The organism is Pseudarthrobacter chlorophenolicus, assembly GCF_000962805.1.
Taxonomy (GTDB): domain Bacteria; phylum Actinomycetota; class Actinomycetes; order Actinomycetales; family Micrococcaceae; genus Arthrobacter; species Arthrobacter chlorophenolicus_A.
The window spans coordinates 16,804-38,422 of the sequence record NZ_JZTW01000016.1; the positions used below are offsets into that span (position 1 = coordinate 16,804).

19 protein-coding genes are annotated in these 21,619 nt (G+C 67.5%); 4 read left to right on the forward strand and 15 right to left on the reverse strand.

Features of this window, described 5'->3' with window-relative positions:
* Positions 1–110: 110 nt before the first annotated feature.
* Together UC32_RS15385 and UC32_RS15390 are read left to right on the forward strand one after the other, a co-directional pair.
* The gene (locus tag UC32_RS15385) at positions 111–1,691 is read left to right on the forward strand and encodes an MFS transporter (protein WP_045732075.1); all 1,581 of its coding nucleotides are present in this window, start codon (positions 111–113) and stop codon (positions 1,689–1,691) included.
* Between the two features lie 119 nt (positions 1,692–1,810).
* Positions 1,811–2,902 (forward strand): FUSC family protein, encoded by a 1,092-nt coding sequence (locus UC32_RS15390; protein WP_045732076.1) that lies wholly within the window; start codon positions 1,811–1,813, stop codon positions 2,900–2,902.
* Here UC32_RS15390 and UC32_RS15395 read toward each other — a convergent pair.
* The 5 genes from UC32_RS15395 to UC32_RS15415 are packed head-to-tail and all read right to left on the reverse strand — an operon-like array spanning position 2,852 to position 9,157.
* Positions 2,852–3,643 (reverse strand): SDR family NAD(P)-dependent oxidoreductase, encoded by a 792-nt coding sequence (locus tag UC32_RS15395; RefSeq protein WP_045732077.1) that lies wholly within the window; start codon positions 3,641–3,643, stop codon positions 2,852–2,854. The two genes, UC32_RS15390 and UC32_RS15395, sit on opposite strands and share 51 nt — an antisense overlap.
* Before the next feature lie 42 nt (positions 3,644–3,685).
* Positions 3,686–5,554, reverse strand: a complete 1,869-nt coding sequence (locus UC32_RS15400) for an IucA/IucC family protein (RefSeq protein WP_045732078.1) — start codon at positions 5,552–5,554, stop codon at positions 3,686–3,688.
* Positions 5,551–6,150 carry a GNAT family N-acetyltransferase gene (locus tag UC32_RS15405; protein ID WP_045732079.1) on the reverse strand — a complete coding sequence of 200 codons (600 nt, stop codon included), beginning with the start codon at positions 6,148–6,150 and terminating at the stop codon, positions 5,551–5,553. Before UC32_RS15405 ends, UC32_RS15400 begins: the two co-directional genes overlap by 4 nt.
* A complete protein-coding gene (locus tag UC32_RS15410; RefSeq protein ID WP_045732080.1) occupies positions 6,147–7,523 on the reverse strand; it encodes a lysine N(6)-hydroxylase/L-ornithine N(5)-oxygenase family protein in 1,377 nt (458 codons plus the stop codon). Before UC32_RS15410 ends, UC32_RS15405 begins: the two co-directional genes overlap by 4 nt.
* Positions 7,520–9,157, reverse strand: coding sequence for a pyridoxal phosphate-dependent decarboxylase family protein (locus UC32_RS15415; protein WP_412178026.1), 1,638 nt, complete (start codon positions 9,155–9,157; stop codon positions 7,520–7,522). Before UC32_RS15415 ends, UC32_RS15410 begins: the two co-directional genes overlap by 4 nt.
* A 331-nt stretch (positions 9,158–9,488) precedes the next feature.
* Here UC32_RS15415 and UC32_RS15420 point away from each other — a divergent pair, with 331 nt between their 5' ends.
* Positions 9,489–9,803: a hypothetical protein gene (locus UC32_RS15420; RefSeq protein WP_045732143.1), complete on the forward strand. Its 315-nt coding sequence runs from the start codon at positions 9,489–9,491 to the stop codon at positions 9,801–9,803.
* A gap of 109 nt (positions 9,804–9,912) precedes the next feature.
* On the opposite strand, the gene UC32_RS15425 is transcribed toward UC32_RS15420, so the two are convergent.
* From UC32_RS15425 to UC32_RS15455, 7 genes are all read right to left on the reverse strand, one after another.
* The gene (locus tag UC32_RS15425; protein ID WP_045732081.1) at positions 9,913–10,242 is read right to left on the reverse strand and encodes a GNAT family N-acetyltransferase; all 330 of its coding nucleotides are present in this window, start codon (positions 10,240–10,242) and stop codon (positions 9,913–9,915) included.
* Between the two features lie 15 nt (positions 10,243–10,257).
* Entirely contained in the window at positions 10,258–11,613 is a 1,356-nt protein-coding gene (locus UC32_RS15430) for an acyltransferase family protein (RefSeq protein WP_082072161.1), read from the reverse strand.
* Between the two features lie 119 nt (positions 11,614–11,732).
* Positions 11,733–12,137 (reverse strand): DUF1304 domain-containing protein, encoded by a 405-nt coding sequence (locus tag UC32_RS15435; protein WP_045732082.1) that lies wholly within the window; start codon positions 12,135–12,137, stop codon positions 11,733–11,735.
* A gap of 46 nt (positions 12,138–12,183) precedes the next feature.
* Complete coding sequence (locus UC32_RS15440; protein WP_045732083.1) at positions 12,184–13,059, reverse strand: class II fructose-bisphosphate aldolase; 876 nt, start codon at positions 13,057–13,059, stop codon at positions 12,184–12,186.
* Positions 13,059–14,525, reverse strand: a complete 1,467-nt coding sequence (locus tag UC32_RS15445) for a GntP family transporter (RefSeq protein ID WP_045732084.1) — start codon at positions 14,523–14,525, stop codon at positions 13,059–13,061. Before UC32_RS15445 ends, UC32_RS15440 begins: the two co-directional genes overlap by 1 nt.
* A gap of 150 nt (positions 14,526–14,675) precedes the next feature.
* Positions 14,676–15,575 carry an NAD(P)-dependent oxidoreductase gene (locus UC32_RS15450; protein WP_045732085.1) on the reverse strand — a complete coding sequence of 300 codons (900 nt, stop codon included), beginning with the start codon at positions 15,573–15,575 and terminating at the stop codon, positions 14,676–14,678.
* Between the two features lie 140 nt (positions 15,576–15,715).
* A complete protein-coding gene (locus tag UC32_RS15455; RefSeq protein ID WP_045732086.1) occupies positions 15,716–17,218 on the reverse strand; it encodes a four-carbon acid sugar kinase family protein in 1,503 nt (500 codons plus the stop codon).
* Between the two features lie 173 nt (positions 17,219–17,391).
* Between UC32_RS15455 and UC32_RS15460 the strand changes: the two genes are divergently transcribed.
* Positions 17,392–18,096 carry a FadR/GntR family transcriptional regulator gene (locus tag UC32_RS15460; protein ID WP_045732087.1) on the forward strand — a complete coding sequence of 235 codons (705 nt, stop codon included), beginning with the start codon at positions 17,392–17,394 and terminating at the stop codon, positions 18,094–18,096.
* Between the two features lie 9 nt (positions 18,097–18,105).
* Here UC32_RS15460 and UC32_RS15465 read toward each other — a convergent pair whose 3' ends face one another.
* The 3 genes from UC32_RS15465 to UC32_RS15475 are packed head-to-tail and all read right to left on the reverse strand — an operon-like array spanning position 18,106 to position 21,583.
* Positions 18,106–19,119 (reverse strand): LacI family DNA-binding transcriptional regulator, encoded by a 1,014-nt coding sequence (locus UC32_RS15465; protein WP_235423684.1) that lies wholly within the window; start codon positions 19,117–19,119, stop codon positions 18,106–18,108.
* A gap of 17 nt (positions 19,120–19,136) precedes the next feature.
* Positions 19,137–20,714 carry a glycoside hydrolase family 43 protein gene (locus UC32_RS15470; RefSeq protein WP_045732089.1) on the reverse strand — a complete coding sequence of 526 codons (1,578 nt, stop codon included), beginning with the start codon at positions 20,712–20,714 and terminating at the stop codon, positions 19,137–19,139.
* Positions 20,711–21,583, reverse strand: a complete 873-nt coding sequence (locus tag UC32_RS15475) for a DUF6807 domain-containing protein (protein WP_052690601.1) — start codon at positions 21,581–21,583, stop codon at positions 20,711–20,713. The genes UC32_RS15470 and UC32_RS15475 overlap by 4 nt, the downstream gene beginning before the upstream one ends.
* Between the last annotated feature and the right edge of the window lie 36 nt (positions 21,584–21,619).

Sequence of the window (21,619 nt, forward strand, 5' to 3'; positions counted from 1 at the left end):
AGTACGGCATCAAACGGGCGAACGCTACAAAATCGGCGTAAAATTGAAGGCCTGCCCGGAGCGGGGCAGCAAGTAGTCGCAAGCAAATGACCTCCACAGGAGCTGACCAAATGCCCACAGACCAAAGCAACACCGACTCTTCAGCAGGCGCCAGGAACGCCCGCGGAACTGACCCAGCAACAGTAAAAGCCGCCAAGAAGCCCAAGCGCCTTCAACGCCGCCGGCTCAAGGAATCAGACGTCAACGTCGTTGACCAGCCGATGCTCAAGAAGGCCCTCGGCGGAACGATCGTGGGCAACACCATGGAGTGGTACGACGTAGGCGTGTTCGGCTACCTCATCACCACCATGGGTCCCGTCTTCCTTCCCGAATCGGATCCGACAACGCAAACGCTGTTCCTGCTGGGAACCTTTGCCGCCACGTTCATTGCCCGTCCCCTCGGCGGCGTCGTCTTCGGCTGGCTCGGTGACAAGATCGGCCGGCAGAAGATCCTGGCCACCACGCTGATGATCATGGCCGCGAGCACCTTTGCCGTTGGCCTGCTGCCTGGCTACGCGCAGATCGGCCTGTGGGCCGCGGCCCTGCTCGTCGTCCTCAAACTGATCCAGGGCTTCTCCACCGGTGGCGAATACGCCGGTGCCACCACGTTCGTCAGCGAGTATGCCGCTGACAAGCGCCGCGGCTTCTTTGCCAGCTTCCTGGATCTGGGCAGCTACATGGGCTTCGCCATCGGCGCCGCCTTGGTTTCGGTACTTCAGCTGACCCTGGGCCAGGACACCATGGAGGACTGGGGCTGGCGCATCCCGTTCCTCGTGGCTGGTCCGCTGGGCCTGATTGCTGTGTATTTCCGGAGCAAGATCGAGGAGTCCCCGCAGTTCCAGGCCACCCTGGATGCCCAGGAAGAGAACGCCAAGAACGCCACCGCCGGCGACACCGCCGCTGCCAAGGGCCCTGTGGGGATCGTCAAGGCCTACTGGCGCCCCATCCTGGTGGCCATGATCGTCGTTGCCGCCGCCAACACCGCCGGTTACGCCCTGACGTCCTACATGCCCACGTACCTGACCGACTCCAAGGGCTACGACGAAGTCCACGGAACGCTGCTGACCATCCCGGTCCTGGTGATCATGAGTCTCTGCATTCCACTGACGGGCAGGCTCTCCGACCGCATCGGCCGCCGTCCCGTCCTGTGGATCGGCGCGGTGAGCACCGTCGTGCTGGCCATCCCGGCGTTCCTGCTGATCGGGATTGGAGAGGTCTGGTCCACGCTGGCCGGGCTGTCCCTGGTGGCCTTCCCGGTCACGTTCTATGTGGCCAACCTGGCCTCTGCCCTGCCGGCGCAGTTCCCCACGTCCAGCCGCTACGGCGCCATGGGCATCGCTTACAACTTCGCGGTGGCGATCTTTGGCGGAACCACTCCCTTCATCGTTGAGGCGCTGATCAAGTCGACCGGCAACGACATGATGCCTGCCTACTACCTGATGGCAACCTCCCTGGTGGGCGCCGTGGCCATCTACTTCCTGAAGGAATCGGCCAACCGCCCGCTGCCGGGATCCATGCCCAGCGTGGACACCGAGGCGGAGGCTCGCGAACTGGTCAAGACCCAGGACGAGAACCCGCTGATCAACGTGGACGAACTGCCGTTCGACACCCACCCGCACCACAACGGCGGGAAGGCCCCGGTCAACGCCTAACCGGCCAACTGTTCCGCTCCGTTACACGGACCGCCGTACCCATACCGGGTGCGGCGGTCCGGGCGTTTAAGGTTGAGTCGTCCGCAAAGCGGCCGGAAGCAAGAAGGAGGTGGCACGGCATGGAACGCGTCCTGCAGCACGTGCGCGCCCTCCACCGGCTAGAGCCCGCCAACGCGGACCACCTCGCCGCGTTGCGGGTCGCCCTCAGCGTCGCCGTCCCGTCCCTGCTGCTGCTGGCCGCAGGCCGGACGGACCTCATCATCTACGCCGTCTTCGGCGCCCTTACAGGGATGTACGGCCGGTCCGAACCACACCAGCTGCGGATCCTCCACCAGTCCCAGGCAGCCCTGGTGCTCCTGGGCGGCGTTTCGGTGGGCGTGCTCCTATCCGCCAACCACATCCATTCTTGGGCGCTGGTGGCCATCGAAGCTGCGCTGGCGGGACTGGGCTCGCTCTACTCGGACCGTGTGCAGCTCAAGCCCAACGGCCCGTTCTTCGGCATCCAGGCCCTGGGCGCCTGCGCGTCCGTGCCCATGGCAGTCCCCTGGTACACCGCCTTGCTGATCGCTGTGGGTTCGGCGGCGTTCGCCATCGTGGTGGGATTCGCCGGGTGGGTCCGCCGGCGCCAGTGGCAGCGCGGGGCCGTTAGGGTCCCAGCCGCATCGCAGCCCGTGGACCGCCGCGCCATGCTGATCCACGCCGCCCGCTACGTGCTGGCCGTCGGCGCCGCCGGAACCATCGGCGTGCTGACCGGAAGCGGCCACCCGCACTGGGCCATGGCTGCCGCGGCTGTTCCGCTCGCCGGCGCGGACCTACCCAGCAGCGTCCGCCGCGGTATCCACCGCATCGTGGGGACGTTCGTGGGGCTGGGCGTGACCGCCGTCGTGATCCTTCCCGCCCCCTGGACCCTGCCCGGGCTGTTCCCGGGCCAGCAGGCCGTGGTCCTGGCGCTGCTGGTGATCCTGTTCCAGTTCACCACCGAGCTGTTCATGACCCGGCACTACGGCCTGGCCATGGTGTCCTTTACCCCGGTGATCCTCCTGATGACCCAGCTCGCGGCACCCGCTGATCCCGGCGTCCTGATCCTGGAGCGAGCCATCGAGACCCTGGTGGGGGCGCTGATGGGCATTGCCGTTGTGGTGGCCGTCCGCCGGCAGGGGTCACGCTCCCCCGCGCTCCTGCTGGGGCTTGCGCGGCGGGCCCGCCATTAGCCTGGGCGGGGCGATCCGGGCCAGGGCTGCCACCACCTTGTAGCGCTTGGACGGGATAGAGACGGCCTTGCCCTTGGCGTTGTCCGCCAGCCCCTCCCGCACCACGCGCTCGGCCGCCAGCCAGGTCCACTTCGGAGCCACTGACTTGTCCATCCCCATCCGATCGTGGAACTCGGTGTGCGTGAAGCCAGGGCACACCGCCGTCACCTTGATGCCGCGGGTCCGGTAGGCCAGGTTGGCCCAGCGGCTGAAGCTGAGCAGCCACGCCTTGGCCGCCGAATAGGTTCCGCGCGGCAGGAAGGCAGCGATGCTGGCCACGTTGATGATCCTTCCCTCGCCACGGTCCAGCATGCCCTTGAGCGCCGCGTGCGAAAGCACCAGAGCGGTTTCGGCGTGCAGCTTCAGGTGCCTCTTCTCCTCCTCCACCGGGTTGTCCTCGAAGTTGTGCAGCAGCCCTATGCCGGCGTTGTTGACCAGGATGCCCACCGGCCGCTGCGGATCGGACAGGCGTTCGACGACGGCGGCCACGGCAGAGTCATCCGTCAGGTCCGCGGGGAGCACCTCCGCCGTGGCCCCGTAACGCCGTTCCAGCTCCGCCGCGGCTTCCTCCAGGCGGCTCCTGTTGCGCGCCACCAGCACCAGGTGGCAGCCCTCGGCGGCGAGTTGGCGGGCAAACTCGGCGCCCAGGCCTGCGCTGGCTCCGGTGACCAGGGCAGTGGTCCGTGAAGTGGTCTGCGTCATGCAGCCAGCCTAGCCACCGCTGCCCCTACTTGGCTCCGTCTTTCACTCAGCTTCTCCTGTGGTTTTACCAGCGAAGCGTGCCAGCGGGTTGGCCAGGCGGCCTGCCATCTGCAGGCCGCCGGACGGATCCGTGAGGTCCAGCATTTGCTGGTTGTTCCGCAGCTGCAGCCGGTTCAGGCAGGACAGCTCAAAGCCGGCAGCGAACAGGTTGTGCCGGGCGAACTGTCCGGCCAGCTCTGGGTGCTGTGCCTGGTAGTCCCGGACGGCGTCGGCGGCGGCACGCCAGAAGGCTTCCTGCGGAAGCGTCCCGTCGTCGTCGAGCAGTGCCGCGAGGAATCGGAAGATGCAGTCGAAAATATCGGTGAAGATGGCCAGCACTTTCTCGCCGTCGGGGATGTCCGCCCGGATCCGGGACACCTCCTCGGGGAGGTCCAGCCGGCCCCCCATCACCACGATCTCCTCGGCGATGTCCTTCATGATGGCCCGCACCGGAACACCGTCTTCAAGGACCAGGATGACGTTCTCGCCGTGGGGCATGAACGCGAGCTCGTAGTTGTAGAGGCAGTGCACCAGCGGCACCAGGTAGGCCTCGAAGTAGCGGCGCAGCCAGTCCTCCGGGGCGAGGCCGGAGCGCTCAATCAGCGCCGAAACCATAGGCTTTCCGGCAGAATCCACGTGCAGCAGCGCGGCCATGGTGGTCAGCTGCTGCCCGTCTTCCAGGAGTGCCAGCGGGCTTTCCCGCCACAGGGCAGAGAGCATCTTCCGGTATGGCGAGCCGTTGGCGGACGCGGCCTCGTAGGTCCTGTTGTGGTAGCCGATGGCCGCGATCTCGCCTATCATGGTAAACCCGCGCTGCTGCAGTGCGGGGTCGGCGGCGATCAGCTTCCGCAGCCAGTCGTTGATGGCCGGTGTGGCCTTCATGTACTGGGGTGAGAGGCCGCGCATGAACCCCATGTTCAGCACGGACATGGCGGTCTTCACGTAGTTCCGCGAGGGCTGGCTGGTGTTGAAGAACGTCCTGATGGACTGCTGTGCCTGGTAGGAATTGGTTCCGGTTCCCAGGTAGACGATGCGCTGCCGGGCGATTTCAGCCGCGAAGGTGACGGTGAGCTTGTTCTCCCACTGCCAGGGGTGGACCGGCATGAAGAAGTATTGGTCCGGGTCCAGGCCCTGCAGCAGCAGTTCGCTGGTGAAGCTGCCGGCCAGCGGGCCCAGTTCGGCGTCCAGGTGCGCGGTGTAGTCCAGCCCGCTGCTGGTGCTCACCACGGCGTGGCTGCGGTGCACGGCGATCCATTCCAGCAGCACCGGGGCCCCGGTTTCCGGTGCGAAGGACAAATAGTCGCCGATGCCGAACCCCAGCCGGCCGTTGTTGGCCACGAAGCAGGGGTGGCCCTCGGTCATGCTCCGCTCGATCGCCTGGAAGTCGGCGGCAACGTCCTGCCCGCCCGTCACCCCAACAGCCAGTTCACCGGCGGTCGGCTGGCCGGCCCACTGCTTGTAGGCATGGCTGGCCAGAGTGCTGCTGACCTCCTCCAGGTAGACCGGGAGCATCTGGAGGTTGATGCCGAGCGTCTCGTGGAACACCGTGATGAACTCCAGCACGTCCAGCGGCGCTTCGGTGCCGTCCTGGACATGCCGGATGGATTCGGCGCTGATGGACCAGTGCTCCAGCTCCAGGATCCTGGCGGTGAACCGGTATTCGTGGGAGCCGTCGGCACTGGCCAGGCGGTAAGTGTTGGCTTCCGGCTCACCCGGAACGGGCTCGGGGACGAGGATCCGTTCGTGCGAGAACTCGGCGAGCGCCTTGCGGAGCAGGTGCCGGTTGGCGGCATCCCACCGGTCCGCTTCGAGGTGTGGTGCTGCTGCGGCTGGCCCGGACGCCGTGACGGTGGATTCAAACTGGACGGTCATAGTGCTGCGGCTCCCTGCAGGTTTTCGGTGCGGGCGATGGAATTGCTGGCGGTGTCCCCGGTGAAGGGAAGGGCGTCACGGGCGGCACGATAATCGTCCCGGGTGCAGAAGCTCAGGAGCGCGTCCTTGTCCGGCAGCGCCACCACACCCTCGGCCCGGAAGCCCAGGCGTTCGTTGAGGGCGTGGATTTTGGTGTTGCGGGCGTCGGGTTCCACCACGATCCGCTCCACGTCCGGCCTGTCGAACAGCCGGGCCAGGACGGCGTCCATGACGGCGGCAGTGAAGCCCGGCTCCGGATCGCCCGACGGCGGGGCCACCAGCAGGTGCATCCCCGCGTCGCCGGGAAGGACGGGGTACACGGCGGCCAGCGGCGAGGATGCCGGAAGGTACTCCTCCATCAGGAAGGCGGGGACGCCGCCGTCGAGCCCCAGGAGGGCGTGGTGGTGTCCGCTCGCCTGGATCTTCGCGTATTCGTCAATGACGTCGGTTTCGGTGGCGGACAGCATTCCCCAGAAAGAGGCGTACGGCTGGGTGACCCAGCTGTGCAGGAGGGGTGCGTCGGCCACGGGGTCGACGCAGCGGAACGTGAACCTCATGCCGGCACCCCCACTGACGCGTTCCCCGCTGCCGGATCCGGCTGCAGTCCCGGGAGAGAAGGTGGCGCCCCGAACTGTTGGAAGGCGATGCTCCGCTCCACCGGGTACACCTCGCGGCCGGCCATTTCGCGGATGATGCAGGAGTTGCGGTAGGCGCCCATGCCCAGGTCCGGGGTAACGAACCCGTGGGTGTGCAGTTCGGCGTTCTGGACGAAGACCTCGCCCGGCTCAACGCCGGTGCTGTAGTTCCGGTCCACGGCGAAGCGGCCGGAGCCATCGCGGGCAATCCGGTCCTGCACTCCGGTAAGGAACGCCGGTTCGCGGTAGCCGTACCCGGTGGCCAGCACCACGGCTTCACTGTCCAGGGTGTAGGAGGTGCCCTGTTCGCCATGCTCCAGGTGCAACCGGTGGGTTCCCGCGGCGGCGTCCCATTCGGCGGCCGTCAGCGTGGAGTGGGTAAGCAGCTGGGTGTCCACCATGCCGGACAGGCTCCTGGTGTAGAGGAGGTCGTAGATGGCATCGATCAGGTCCGAGTTGATGCCCTTGTAAAGGTTCTTCTGGGTCTTGTTCAGGTGGTCGCGCTGCCCGGGCGGGAGGCCGTGGAAGTAGTCCACGTACTCGGGCGAGGTCATCTCCAGGGTCAGCTTGGTGTACTCCAGCGGGAAGAACCGCCCGGAGCGGGTCACCCAGTTCAGCTGGTAGCCGTACGCGTCGGCCTCCTGCAGGAGCTCATAGTAGATCTCCGCCGCGCTCTGGCCGCTGCCCAAAATGGTGATGCTGCGCTGCTGCTGCAGTTCGGCCTTGCGCGCCAGGTAGTCGGCGTTGTGGAAGGCCACTCCCCCGGTGCCTGTGGCCGCGGAAGCGAGGATCCCATCGGCGGCCGCCGGCACGTACGCGGAGGTGCCGGTGCCCAGCACCAGCCGCCGCGCGGAAAGCACCGCAGGCCCTTCCGGACCTGACACGGACAGCCGGTACACGCCGTCGTCGTACGCCACCTCCTGCACGGCGGTGCCGAAACGCACCGATGGCAGTTGCCCGGCCACCCACTGGCAGTACTGGTTGAACTCAGCGCGCAGCGGGTAGAAGTTTTCCCTGATGTAGAAGCGGTAGAGCCGGCCCGTCTGCTTCAGGAAGTTTAGGAAGGAATAGGGCGAAGTGGGGTCCGCCATGGTCACCAGGTCCGCCATGAACGGGACCTGCAGGTGGGCGGGTTCGAGCATCATGCCGGGGTGCCAGTCGAAGGAATCGCGCTGTTCGAGGAAGACTCCGTTGAGGCCCTCCACGGGTTCGGCGAGGGCGGCGAGGCCCAGGTTGAAGGGTCCGACGCCGATCGCAGCGAAGTCGAAGATGGTGCCGTTGGTGGGGGTGCTCATGCGGTGGCTTCCTTCTGCAGGAGTCCGGCGCCGGTGCTGCGCAGGAGGGTGATGATGTCCGTGATGTCCCCGAGGGTGGCCTCAGCGTTGAGGAGGGTGAATTTGAGGTAGTGGCGTCCGCCCACCTTGGTGCCCGCCACCACCGCCTCACCGGAGGCGAAGATGGCTGCCCGGATGGCGGGGTTGAGCGCATCGGCGTCTTCATCGGAGAGGCGTGCGCCGGAGTCCAGCACGGGGCGGTAACGGAACACCAGGGTGCTCAGCTGTGGTGCGGCGGCGAGCTCGAAGTCATCGTCGGTTTCGAGGACCGAACCAACGCGGGCGGCGAGGTCGATGGCCTCGTCGAAGAGCGCGCCGACGGCATCGGCCCCCATGATGCGCAGGGTGAGCCAGAGCTTCAGGGCGTCGAAGCGGCGGGTGGTCTGGATGCTCTTGTCCACCTGGTTGGGAATCTCCGCCAGGGCGGCGCTTTCCGGGTTCAGGTAGTCGGCGTAGTAGGTGATGTGGCGCAGCATCGCTGCTTCCCGGACCAGCAGGGCGCTGGAGCTGACGGGCTGGAAAAAGGTCTTGTGGAAGTCCACGGTGACCGAGTCCGCGAGGCCGCTGCCGTCCAGCAGGTGCCGGTACCGCCCGGAGACCATCAGGCCGCCGCCGTAGGCAGCGTCAATGTGGAACCAGGCACCGTAGGCCCGGGCAAGGGCTGCGAGCTCAGCGAGCGGGTCTACGGCGCCGAAGTCCGTGGTCCCGGCGGTGGCCACCACTGCCATGGCTGTCAGGCCCGCGCCGTGGGCTTCCGCCATGGCCGTGGCAAGTGCCGCCGGGTCCATCCTGTGGTCCGCGGAGCACGGGACGGTGATGACGGCATCGAAGCCGAGGCCCAGCATGGAGGCGGACTTCTGGACGCTGAAGTGGCTGTCCTCGGAGGTGAAGATGCGCAGGGTGTCCAGCAGCGCCGGGAGGCGGCGGCCGGCCAGGTCGGGATCCTGGCGGAGGCCTGCCACGGCGTGGTTCCGTGCGATGAGGAGGGCCTGGAGGTTGGACTGGCTGCCACCGGAGGTGAAGACGCCGTCCGCCTGGGTGCCCAGGTGGAGCCGTTCGGCGGCCCAGTCGATGAGGCGCCGTTCGATCATGGTGGCCCCGGCGCTTTGGTCCCAGGTGTCCAGCGATGAGTTGACTGCAGACAGGATGGCCTCACCTACCAGCGCCGGGATCACCACGGGGCAGTTGAGGTGGGCGGCGTACTTGGAGTCGTGGAAGTAGACGGCGTCGCGGAGGTAGACGTCTTCGAGTTCTTCCAGGGCCGCAGCGGTGTCCGGCAACGGGGTATCCAGGTCCACCGCCCCCACGCGGTCCCGCATTTCGGCGGGCCCGACGCCGGTGAACGGCCGGGCGGTGCGCTCCAGCTTGGTTGCCACGGTGGTGACGCCCTGCAGCACCTGCGCAACGTAGCGCGGCGAGTTCCGGGCATTGAAGAGGTGGTTGGTTGCCCCGAGGGCCAGTTCCACGCGGGAGCCGAAATCTTCTCCCTGCGGGACCGCACTGTTCGGGTGCTGGCGGGACGGGTCCTGGTGAGCTAGGTACTGGCGGGCGGAGTGGTCCACTTGCGTCTCATCGAGTCGGGGCATCAGCGGCACGGGTCTTCCTTCGGTCAACAAATTGGGGAGTTGCGTAGGTAAGCCTTACTTAGGCTCACCTTTTAATCAAACTTTTGTGCCCTATTTCTCTTTGGCCGCGGAATCCCGGGGTTTTCCAGCTATCCGGAAGGTCATTGACTGGCGCCCGCGCGGGCACATGGTGCACAATTTCCGCCGCTCAACTGGGGCAGGAGTGGCTGCAGCCGGGAATGTCTGGCTTGTCACATCTTTAGTAAGCATGCTTTGCTTGTGGGGATAAATGACCTCCGCAAGCAGTTCGCGGCGGGGCTGGAAGGCCAGCCTCGTGAAGAAGCCCAAGGATGAATATCGCATGACCACCGCAATGGAACACCGGCTGCCAGCGTCCGGGGAGCGCACAGAGTCAGCCGGCCACACAGCCGAGCCCCTGGACCTGGGGCTCCTGGTCACCCTGAATTCGCGCATGCACTGCCGCATGCCCATGCAGCGGATCGACCCGCAGGACCTGCCAGTCCGGGAGCCCGTCTACGTTGACGGAACCGGAGTGCTGCCTGCCGGCCCCGGGAGCGAGCCGGGCACCGCTGTGACCTACCGCTGCGCGTGCGGTTTTACCCTGGACGATCCCGCCTTCAGTGCCACGGTCAGCGACCAGGCCCTGGCCAGCTGACGCCAGCAGTCACAGGAAGCGGGCCGCTCCCGTCAACTGCAGGGCTGCGGCGAATCCAGGCCGTCACCCGCTGGCGGGGCCGCCGCGGCGCCGTTACATAACGGCCGCGCTACCCCTCGGGCCAGTCGACGAACTGCTCGTACCCTTCGTGCTTGCGGAGGTAGCTGGAGATAAAGGGGCAGTGCGGGATGACCCGCTTGCCGGTGGCCACAACGTCGTCCAGGGCGAAGTGCGCCAGCACCTTACCCAAGCCACGGCCTTCAAACTCCTGGCCCGTCTCGGTGTGGGTGAAGTCGATGTGGCCCGGCAGGTCACGGAAGAAGGACTGCACGGCGAGCCGGCCGCCCACCAGCAGTTCATACCGGTGCTCGGCGTCGTTGCGCCGCAGCGTGACATCGGGGGCGAACCTATCCTCGGTGGACAACGTGTTCTCGGTCATGGTTCGACAGTGGCACTACTTCACCCCGCTGGCAATGCCCTTCCGCCCCCTCCTGCGCCCGGCACGCCAGTGCGCGCCAGGGGCGGCCGTCCTGCGTCGAGGGACAGGGCTCCGCCAGGGCACCGCACCAAGGATCAGTTGGGTGAGGGCAAAGAAGGCAGCTCCTGTCCCCAGCAGGGCGAGCGTGAGTCCGCCCAGGGCAGCGTCCGCCACAGGCAGGAAGACCACCACGACGGCGGCCCCCACCGCGGCGGGCCTGGCGCCGGAGCCCGGAGTCGCCGTCGGGGTATCTTCGAGGCGCCCGAAGGCGCCGATGACGGGCAGGAGCAGGAGCAGCAGCGCCGGCAGGACCACGGCGCGCGCCCACCACCATTCGGGCGTTCCTGATTCCGGTTTCGGAAAAGGCGCAAGGAGCAGCAGCCCGGACATTGCCGCCAGGAGGGGCAGGTGCCAGAGATACACCGTGAGGGACCGGGCACCGGCGACCTTCAGCACCCTGCCCAGCCACGGCCACGAAGCCACCCCTTCCAGGACCGGCCGCGCGGCCTCCATCAGGGCGGCCTGGGATACGCCGAGCAGGAGGAGGGTCAGGTTGGGCGGGTTGAGGTTGACCAGCATGTTCCCGGGGTAAAGCGCCAGGCCCGTCACTGCGCCCAGGAGGACGTTCGCTGCCAGGGCCACCGCTGCCAGCCCTGACCGTGGGAGCCCGGCCAGTTTGCCGTCGGCGATGAGGAAGCCCAGCTGCTGGACGGCACACCAGAGGAACAGCAGATTGATGTTGGCCAGGAGAGGCAGGCTGCCGCGCAGGCAATCGACGGCCACTACCATCGCCGTGAGCAGGAGGAAGGTCCGCCAGGGAGCACGGGTATGGAGGGCCGCGAGCAGGGGGATGTTCAGCTGTGCTGCGAGGTACGCGGCCAGGAACCACAGCGGCATCCCGGCACCGGCCGCCATCAGCCCGACGACCTGGGGGTGCACGCCGAGCAGCTGGGCGGCGCCGAGCCCCAGGAACATCACGGCGAGCAGGGCCGTGGCGGGCCTGACCAGCCGCAGCAGGCGTGCCCGGATGAACAGGGCAGCCGTACCGCCGCTCCCCGAAAGCCGCCGCCAGGACTCCAGTCCGGTCATCCCTCCGGTGACGAAGAACAGCGGCATGACCATGAAGATCCAGATGACAGGCTCGAACCAGCGCTGCTCCGCCAGGGTGTTCTGGGTGGTCACAGTCCCGTCCTGGTGCAGCACCGGGCTCAGCATCATGCAATGTCCCACCACCACCAGGGCCAGGCAGGCGAACCGGACAAGGTCGATCACCGGGTCACGGCCTGCCGTTCCCGTCCGGAGGCTTCCGCTCAGGTTGCCGGCCGTAGCCACGGCGCACCCCGGAGCGTCCCGGCGCTGTTCACAGCACTATTGTGCGCCTGCCCCCTGGGGTGGAGAAGGATTGGGCGGCTGCGGCCGGAGATAGAGTGCCGGGCAGGTCAGCGTCCCGGTCAGAGTGAGACAGCCAGGAGGCCGAGTACGACGGCGAGCAACGGCGTGGCGCCCTGGGTTGCGGCCGCGCGGAGGTACTTGCGCCCGGACAGGGCCAGGACCAGCGCCGCCAGCAACATGGAGCCACAACTGGCGAAGATGAGGGTCCAGCCGGCTACGTCCTGCGCCGAGCCGTCTGGCCCGAAAGCCACCAGGCCCAGGCCAACGAGCGCTCCGATGGCCAGGAACAGGTTGTAGAAGCCCTGGTTGTAGGCGAGTGGCTTGGTGATCTCCGCGTTTTCCTGGGACTCGATGCTGAAACGCTTCCACGTTGCCGGCTTGGTCCAGGTCAAAGACTCCATCGTGAAGATGAAGACATGCAGCGCGGCAGCAAGGAACGCGAAAAGGAGGGAGGCCAGGATCATTGCTCGATCCTAGCCTCCCTCCCCGGGGTTTCCCCGCGTCTTGCGCTTAGCGGGTCAGCGTGGCCAGCGTGGCGCCGGCGAACTCTCCGGCCGACCGGTTCCAGTGGCCCAGGAGCGCCTGCAGGTTTTCACCGTCGGCGCGGTGCGCCGGGAGCTGCTCCTGCAGCGTGGCCAGCACCCCGGTGCGCAGCTCGGTGTTGAAGTTGACCTTGCCTACGTTCATGGCGGCCGCCTTAACCAGTTCCTCCGCCGGGATGCCTGAGGCGCCGTGCAGCACCAGCGGGATGTGGGTCCGCACGGCGATGTCCTGCAGCACGTCCCAGCGCAACTGCGGCTCGCCCTTGTACTTGCCATGGACGTTGCCCACGGCAACCGCAAGGAGCTGGGCGCCGGTACGGGCCACGAAGTCTTCAACCTGTGCGGAGTCGGTCAGCCCTGCCACGGCAACGACGGACTGGTCTGCGGGCTGATCGGCCGAGAAGGCGCGGTCCTCATCGCCGGCCAGGCCGCCGAGCTCGGCCTCGAGCACCACATCGGGATGCCCGTTAGCCGCCAGGAGTTCCCGGGCGGCCACCACCAGGGCGATGTTCTCCTCGTAAGGCAAGGACGAACCATCGGCGAGGACCGAATCCGCCCCCGCTGCGACGGCGTCGGCCATCACTGCAAGGTCCGTGGCGTGGTCAAGCTGCACGGCGACCGGCACGGAGGCCGCGTCCGCCAGGCCCCGGAGGGCCGCGATCAGGCGGAGCCCGTTGGGGGTGGCAGCCGTCTTGGGGGCTACCAGCAGGATGACGCCGCGGCCGGACTCCTCGGCCGCGCCCACCACGGCCAGGGCAGTGGTGAAGTCATAGCAGGTGAAAGCGGGAACGGCTGAGCCCTGCTGCAGCGCGGAGGTGACCAGGTGGTCGAGTCGGGTGCGCATCAGACGCCCAGGCCTCCTACCAGGATCCAGGCCACGAAGGTCAGGGCGAAGCCGGCCAGCCCCAGGACGGTGGTGAGCACGGTCCAGGTCTTCAGGCCGTCGGAGACGGTGAGGCCGTAGTAGCGCACCACGGTCCAGAAGCCGGCATCAGTGACGTGGGAAAGTCCCAGTGCGCCGAAGCCGATGGCAATGACGATTACGGCGATCTGGGCCGGGCTGTAACCGCCCTCCATGACTGCGGAGGTCAGCAGGCCGGTGGTGGTCACGATCGCAACGGTGGCCGAACCCTGGGCGGCACGCAGGGCCAGCGAGATCACGAAGCCGAGGGCAATGACGGGCAGGCCCAGGTGGTCCAGGGTCTGGGAAAGTGCTGCACCGATGCCGGAGGTCCGCAGGACTTCACCGAACACGCCGCCGGCGGCAACCACCATCAGGATGGACGCGATGGGAGGCAGCGCGCCTTCGAAGATTTCACCGGTTTCCTTCAACGACCAGTTGCGGCGCACGGCCAGCAGGAAGAAGGAGAGCGCCACGGCCACCAGGAGCGCGAAGAACGGGTTGCCGATGAAGGCGGCCAGGCCGTACCAGGAGTTGTCCTTGGGGATGGTGAGCGTGCCCAGGGTGCCGAGCAGGATCTGCACGATGGGGGCGGCGATGAGGAAGATGATGAGGCCGGGACGCGGCGGGGCGATGGCGGAGGCACCGGGGCCGTCGTGGCCCACCTTGACCAGCGAGTCGGAGCCGAACTCCTCAACCTGGGCCTTGACCGAGGGCAGGAGTTCGTATTCCTTGCGGTTCATGATGCTGGCAACCCAGTAGGACAGGAAGCCGAGCGGAACACAGATGGCCAGCGAGATCAGGGTGATCAGTCCGATGTCGGCGCCGAAGACGCCTGCACCGGCAACGATGCCGGGGTGCGGCGGGACGGCAACGTGGATGGAGAGCATGATGCCGGCCATGGGCAGGCCAAACTTGACCGGGTGGACCTTGGCGATCTTGGCGAAGGCGTAGACGATCGGCACCAGGACGATGACGCCCACCTCGAAGAACACGGGGATGGCCACGAGGAAGCCGACCGCGGTGAGGGCCACTGCCACGCGCTTGGCACCGAGCTTCTCGGTGAAGTGGGCGGCCAGCGACTGCACGCCGCCGGAGACCTCGATCATCCGGCCCAGCACGGCGCCGAGGGCGATCAGCAGCGCCACCTTGCCCATGGTGCTGCCCACACCGTTGGCCACAACGGTGAACACGTCCTTGAGCGGGATCTGGGAGGCCACGGCCACCAGGATGCTGACGGTCAGCAGGGCCACGAAGGCCTGGATCTTGAAGCGGATGATCATCACCAGCAGCACGGCGATGCCGAGCGCGGCGATGGTCAGCAGCAGCGGGGTGCCGAGCTCAACTGCGGGTTTGATGGCCGGAGCGTCGGCCGCCCGCACCATCAGCGGGCTAATGAGGTGGTTCACGATGGGTGTCTCCTTTGACGTGCCAGTCTTCCAGAAGACGGGCAATAAGGCGCCGGTTGTTTCTAAGGGGAGTAACGCGGGAAGTACGACGGCGGCGGAGGGGGGACCGCCGCCGTCGTACGTATTGGGGAGGGTGCTGCCGGTTGGTGCTTAGTTGGTGCGCTTGGCGGGGGCTACCACCTTGATGACCGCGGAGTCATCGGCGGCGGCGAGGCCCTGGGCCTGGCCCAGCAGGTAGAGCTGTTCCGCTGCGGCGGCAACCGGGGCCGCCAGGCCGGCGGCGCGGGTGGCCTTGCCCACGATGCCCATGTCCTTGACGAAGATGTCCAGGCGGGAGAGGACCTCGGCGCCCTCTTCGTTGTAGGCCTCCAGGATGCGCGGACCGCGGTTGGAGAGCATGAAGGAACCTGCCGCGCCGGCTTCGAGGGCGGCGAGGGTCTTGGCCTGGTCCAGGCCGAGGGCGTCCGCCAGGGCCAGGGCTTCGGCAGCGGCGGCGATGTGGACGCCGCAGAGGAGCTGGTTGACGGTCTTCAGGGCCTGGCCGTCGCCGGGCTTGTCGCCCACCACGGTGAGGGTGGAGGCCAGGAGCTCCAGGGCGGGGGCTGCCTTTTCGCGGGCTTCGGGGGAAGCACCGACGACGATCAGCAGGTCGCCTTCGCCGGCACGCTTGGGTCCGCCGGAGAGCGGCGCGTCAACGAGTTCGACGCCGTAGGCAGCCAGCTTCTCGACGGTGGCGGGGATGGCTTCGGTACCCACGGTGCTGCCGAGGATCACGACGGCGCCAGGCTCCAGGACGGAGGCCACGCCGTTCCCGCCGAAGAGGACGTCGTTGAGCTGTTCGCCGTTGCGGACGGCGAGGAGCACCGCGTCGGCACCCTTGGCTGCCTCGCGGGCGGTGCCGAAGGTGGCGATGCCGGCTTCTTCAGCGAGCTTCAGGCGGGGTTCGGCGATATCGAAGCCGTGCACGGTCACCTGCGAGGCGAGGCGGGTGGCCATGGGCAGGCCCATGGCGCCAAGGCCCAGGACGGTGACGGTGTAGTTGCTGGTCATGGTGTTCTCCGTTTAATTCTGTGAAAAGCCCGGGATTGAGCCTGTCGAAATCCGGTTTCGACAAGCTCAACCACCGGTGGGTGGGCCCACGCCGGCGAGGGCCCCGGCCCGAGCTTGCGAGGGTGGGGAGCCGGTGGGGACTAGAACGTGTTGCTGAGCTTGCGGGTGACCTGGGCCAGGGAGTCGTCGTCGCCCACGTTGCCGGCGAAGACGATGTACGGGATGCCCTTGGCGGGCCCGTCCACCGGTTCCCAGAGGGAGACAATGCCCGGCAGCATGGGGCCGCGGACAATGCCGTGGCGGATTTCCAGGCCGTGGGCTGCGACGTCCGAGGAGGTGATGCCGCCCTTGGCGATGACGAACCGCGGCGGGAAGGTCTTCAGGGTGCGGTTGACCACGGCTACGACGGCGGCGGACACGGTGCGTGCGATCCGCAGGCTTTCGGCGGCGTCGTCGGTCTTGATCAGCAGGCGGCTGGTGTGCACGATGACGTCGCCGCCGCGGAGGGCCTCGACCACGGTGTCCACAGTCTGGTCCAGGTGGGTTGCGGCTTCCGTCGGGTCGGCGAGGAGCTTCTCGACGTTGATCTCGATGATGCTTGCGGAGCTGTGCTCGGCCGTGAGGACGTTCAACTGGCGGGTGGTGACGCCCACGTGCGAGCCCACTACGATCAGGCCGCCGGCGGTGGAGGGCGTGTTGCCTTCGTAGGCTTCCTCTGCGGTCAGGGCCGTGCGGACTTCCTGGCCGATGCGGCCGCGGACGAACGGCGGGCCCACGCGGTAGAGGAGTTTCTTGCCACGGCGCTCGGCTTCTTCCAGGCCGAGGGCCAGTGCGCGGAAATCGTTCTCGGTGACGATATCAGCCACGATCGGGGTGGAGTTGGTAGCTCCCTCGATGGCATCGGCGATGGCCTTGGCGGAGATGGCGGGGTCCTGGGCGGCGGAGCCGGCGCGGATGATGTTTAGGTCCAGGACGATCACGGAGTCGACGGCGAACCGGCCCTTGGACTTTTCCTCCACGTACTCCGCCATGACGGAGGTAGCGAAGCCGAAGCTGGCGTCCTTGGCGAATTCGGTCTCGGAGACCGGGAGCAGGGTGCCGGCGGCCTCAGCCGTGCCGCGCATGTAGTGGACGCCGCCGATGGTGACGCGGCCGGCGTCGGGGAATGCGGGAACCAGCACGACGCCGTCGGTGGCTTCACCGCTCACCTCGCTGACCGTGGCGGCGATGACATCGGGCTCCAGCGGGTAGTGGCCGCGGAGGGTGGAGTCGCTGCGGCTGACGAACGCGAGCCGCAGGCTGGAATCAGCGTTGGAATCAGCGCTGGAACCGGCAGCGGCCAGGGCGTTGCGGACCACTTCTTCGTTACGGGCGGCGGCTTCGGCCGGGTCCAGGCTGCGCGTGTTGGTCAGGACGTAGACCGCGGGCTTGGACTGGCTGAAGGCCCAGGTGAAGTCCTCGACGTCCCATTGGGTGAGCACGGGCAGGTCTGCCACGGACTGCGTTCCGGTGGGGTCGTCGTCGAGCACTACCAGGACGCGGGGAGTCTCCGCGTTGGAAGCGGCCAGGGTGCTGGCCACCAGTGCTGCGGGGATGGGGAAGTCCGCGGGATAGGCGGCCAGGACGTCTGCTTCAAGCGTCACAGTGCACTCCGTTGTGTTGCGATCCGGGGGCCGGATCAAGATGTAAATGTATCTGTAAGATGTCTGACATCTTGCATTTGAATGCTAGTGTGGCACACGACATAAAAGACGCGCAAGTAGACTTGTCAGACATATCCGCCGGGTAGACGCCCAGGGCAGGGATCGGGGGAACCATGGCAAGGAAGTCGTTGGTTGGCGTTGTGGCCGACGAACTGCTGGACCGCATCATCGACGGCGAATTTCCGCCCGGGTCAACAGTCCCCGGCGAGCACGAACTCAGTGCCCGGCACGAAGTCAGCCGGATGACGGTCCGCGAAGCCATGAAGACGCTGCAGGCGCTGCAGATCCTCAGCGTTGAGCGCGGCCGCGGCACCTTTGTGAACCCGCTGAACCGGTGGACTTCGCTTGAGGCAGTGCTCCGCGCGGCATCGGAGGGCAAGAACGAAGCCGAGGCTTCCGTACAGCTCATCGAGCTCCGCCGCATGCTGGAGACCGGAGCTTGCGAGCTGGCTGCGGGCCGGATCTCCGAGGCGGATACCGAATCCCTGTTCGCCTACATTGCGGCGATGAAGGCCGCACACGCCATCAACGACGTCACGTCCTTCGTCGAAGCCGACCTCGCCTTCCACGACGTGATCCTGCGCGCTTCCGGCAACGTGTTCGTTTCCGTGCTGTTCGAGCCGCTGCACCGTGTCCTGGAAAAGCGGCGCGCCGAAACGTCCGCCGTTCCGGCCATCCAGGAGCACGCCATTGGCCACCACCAGAACATCGCGGAGGCCCTGCAGTCAGGCGATGCCACCCGCTCCCGGCTGGCCATGGACGCCCACATGCAGCAGACGCTGGACGACCTGAAGAACCTGGTGCTCCCCGCCAAGTAGCGGCGGGAACTAGCTTGCCGGCGGAGCCGTAGTTCCACGGACCACCAGTTCGGTGGCCACTTCCAAAGCTGCGGGCACCACGCCCTGGCCGTCCTGCTGCTCGATGAGCATGCCCACGGCCATGGTGGCCAGCTGGGCCAGCGGCTGCCGGACGGTGGTAAGCGGCGGCGAGGTCAGCGCAGCCTGGGCGATGTCATCAAACCCCACGATGCTGAGGTCCCCGGGCACCTGCAGTGAACGCTGCGCCGCCGCATTCATCACACCCAGGGCCTGCAGGTCACTGCCGGTGAAGATGGCGGTGGGCCGCCCGGGCAGGTCCAGGAGGTCGGCACCCAGGCGCATGCCGGACTCGATGCTGAAGTCGCCGTCCCGGACAAGCTCCGGCAGGACCGGCAGGCCGGCCTCGTGCAGGGCGGCCGCGTACGCCGCGTACCTCGCCCGGCCGTGCCCCGGGCTGTGCTTGCGTCCGGTGATGATTCCGATCCGGCGGTGCCCCTGGGAGAGGAGATGGCCGACGGCGGCGAGCGCCCCGGAGAACGATGCCGGGCTGACGCTGGGGATATCCAGGCCTTCGGTCCCCTCGGGGTCGATGGCTACGGCCGGGATCTTCAGCGAGCGCACCAGGGTGACCAGGCGCGAGCCGCTCCGCGGCGCCAGCAGCATGACCCCGTCCAGGCGGTTGGCCGAGGGTTCACGCAGTTTCCGCCAGCGGTCTGCAGTCACATGTTCTGCCCGGACATACGCCACGGCATACCCCAGCCGGTCCGCTGCGGCCTCCACACCTTCCATGGTGGCCAGGACCCAGGGCGAATCGAAATTGTTGACCACCAGCTGCAGCATCCCGGGCTGGGCCGCGGCGGCGTTCCGCTTGGAGTAGTCCAGCTCGTCCAGGGCCTGCTGCACTTTGGCGCGGGTGGCGTCCGAGACGTGGGTGCGGCCGTTGAGGACTTTGGAAACGGTGGGGACGGATACCCCTGCGGCGGCCGCAACGTCTGCGATCTTGGGACGCGGGGTGGCGGTCAACGGGGCAGTCCTTGGGGTCATGTGGTTGCGGCGGCGAGCTGCGCGGCAGTAGCCCGGCGAACGGGCGCCGTATCCACGCGCACGGGTCCCACGATAACACTGCCGCCCTCCTGTGATCCCAGCGGCGACGTGGCAAAAATCCCCAGTTCAGCGCCGATCCATTTCCCCTGGACGACGCCAAAGTTCCAGCCCTGGACCTCCCACGGTTCCCCGGGGCCGAGGCGCCAGGCGAAGGTGGAACGGGGCGTGCCGTCTGTGCGGATCTGCAGTTCCACGCGGGCAGCCGGGAGGGAAATACTGCGCCCGGGCGCCTGCTCCGAAGGGCCCTCTCCCCCGGTCCCGCTTCCCAGGACGAATCCGTCGGCGGTCCGGACAATGCCGAGCCAGGCGTATTCCTGCCCCAGCACCACCACGCCGGCCCGTGTCCCCACCGGGACATCCTTCAGTTCCAGCGAGGTGGTGAAGGTGGACGGCGTCCCGGGAAGGATCTGCGCCAGGACGTTGGGCAACTCCCGGAGATTGACGGGATCGTTGGCCTGCGGCCGGAGGATCAGCCGGCCGCCGCCGGGCTGGAAAGACCAGGAGTGCCGGGGGTTGGCTTGCCAGTGCCACTGCGGGCCCAGCCACGGTGAGGCGAAGTCGTCGCTGGCCGGCGGCGCCACATCCTGGGGCGAAGTACCCCGCGGGTAGGGGTGGCTGGCCACGGGGGTTCCCGGTCCGCCGTCGGACGCCTGCTCCCCCATCCAGGGCCAGCCGTCCTCATCCCAGCCCATGGGCTGGAGGTGGACCACCCGCCCGTAGGGCCCGCGGTCCTGGAAGTGCAGGAACCAGTCCTCTCCCCGCGGCGATGTCACCCAGGCGCCCTGGTGCGGTCCGTTCACCGGGCTGTTCCCCTGCTCGAGGACGCGGCGCTCCTCATAGGGCCCGAACGGGGACCTGGAACGGAAAACGGACTGCCAGCCAGTGGCCACGCCGCCGGCCGGGGCAAAGATCCAGTACCAGCCGTCCCGTTTGTAGAATTTGGGGCCTTCCAGCGTGGTGTAGCCGGGGAGGTCCTCGCCGTCGATGACCGTGGTGCCGTGGTCCAGCAACTTTCCGGCGTCCGGGCTCATGCGGTGCACGGTGAGCCGGTTCTTGACCCCGATCCGGCTTTTCGCCCATCCATGCACCAGGTAGGCCTGGCCGTCGTCATCCCACAGCGGGCAGGGGTCGATGAGCCCCCGCCCCGCGTACAGGAGGTGCGGTGCGGTCCACGGGCCCTCAGCCTTCTCAGCGCTCAGCACGAAGATGCCGTGGTCCGGATCCGGGTAGAAAATCCAGAACCGTCCGTCGTGGTACCGCAGCGCAGGCGCCCAGACGCCGCCACCGTGGCGGACCAGCGAGAAGTGGCTGCCCTGCGGAAGCTGCAGCAGGGCGTGGCCGGCATGCTCCCAGTCCACGAGGTTCCGGGATTTGAGGATGGGCAACCCGGGAACGCGGTTGAAGCTGGACGCCACCATGTAATAGGTGCCGCGGACCTGGACGGCATCGGGGTCCGGCCAGTCGGCATTGAGGATGGGATTGGCGTACACGGGGACGGAGTTGCGCGAGGTCATGATGTCCTGTCGGGATGGCTGGGCGTGCGTACGGCGGGATGGTGTTCAAGCAGGTGGAGGGCCTGGTCCGGTGATGCCACCGCGGCGTCGTGGATGACGGCGTGCAGTGACTGGACCAACGGATGGGCGGCGTCGGCCACCGCCTTTTCGGACCAGGCGACGGCGGGACCCACTCCCAGGTAACCCTCTGAGCGGATGAACCAGGGGCGGGCTGGTGCGTCCTGGGACAGCACCACCGTGACGGGGGCGCCGCCCGTGACGGTGCTGATGGCAAGCCAGGGTGAGCGGGATCCGTGCGCAGCATCCACACCAGCACCGCCCGCGGAGAAGACGCGGGTTCCGGAGCAGTCCGCAGGGAAGCGCCAGAAGATGCCGCCGTACCCGGCGCCGCTGCGGCCCTTGACGGCCGACGACGACACTTCCAGGGCGGGGACGCCGCCTGCCGGGACCATCACCGATGTCAGGGACAGGCTCCAGGTGCCGGGGTCGGGGTGCGCGGAAACCTCCACCGTGCGGCGTTCCTCTGCCAGGAGGGTTCCGTGCCTGGACGTCCACAACACGGTGCCGGTGGAACGGCCCTCCTCTTCGGTCCATCCGTCCAGGGCCTGGGTGCCGTGGTTGGGCAGGACCATTGGTCCGCGGTCATGCGTGTAGGTGGACCCACCCCAGAAGTTGGTGCCGTTCAGGTCCGAAAAGGCCACGGACAATCCCAGGTGGTGGACGTGGTCAGCTGGGGCGACGTCCGTCAGCACGGTTCCGGACAGGGAGCGCACCGGGTGGAAGTAAGGCCTCGGTGCACCGGACGGCGCAATGCCTAAGCCGGGAACCAGGGCAATGAGCCGGGCGGACTCAAGGATGGGGATGGGCAACGGCGCCTCCTTCCGATGGGCAATGCATGGCATCCA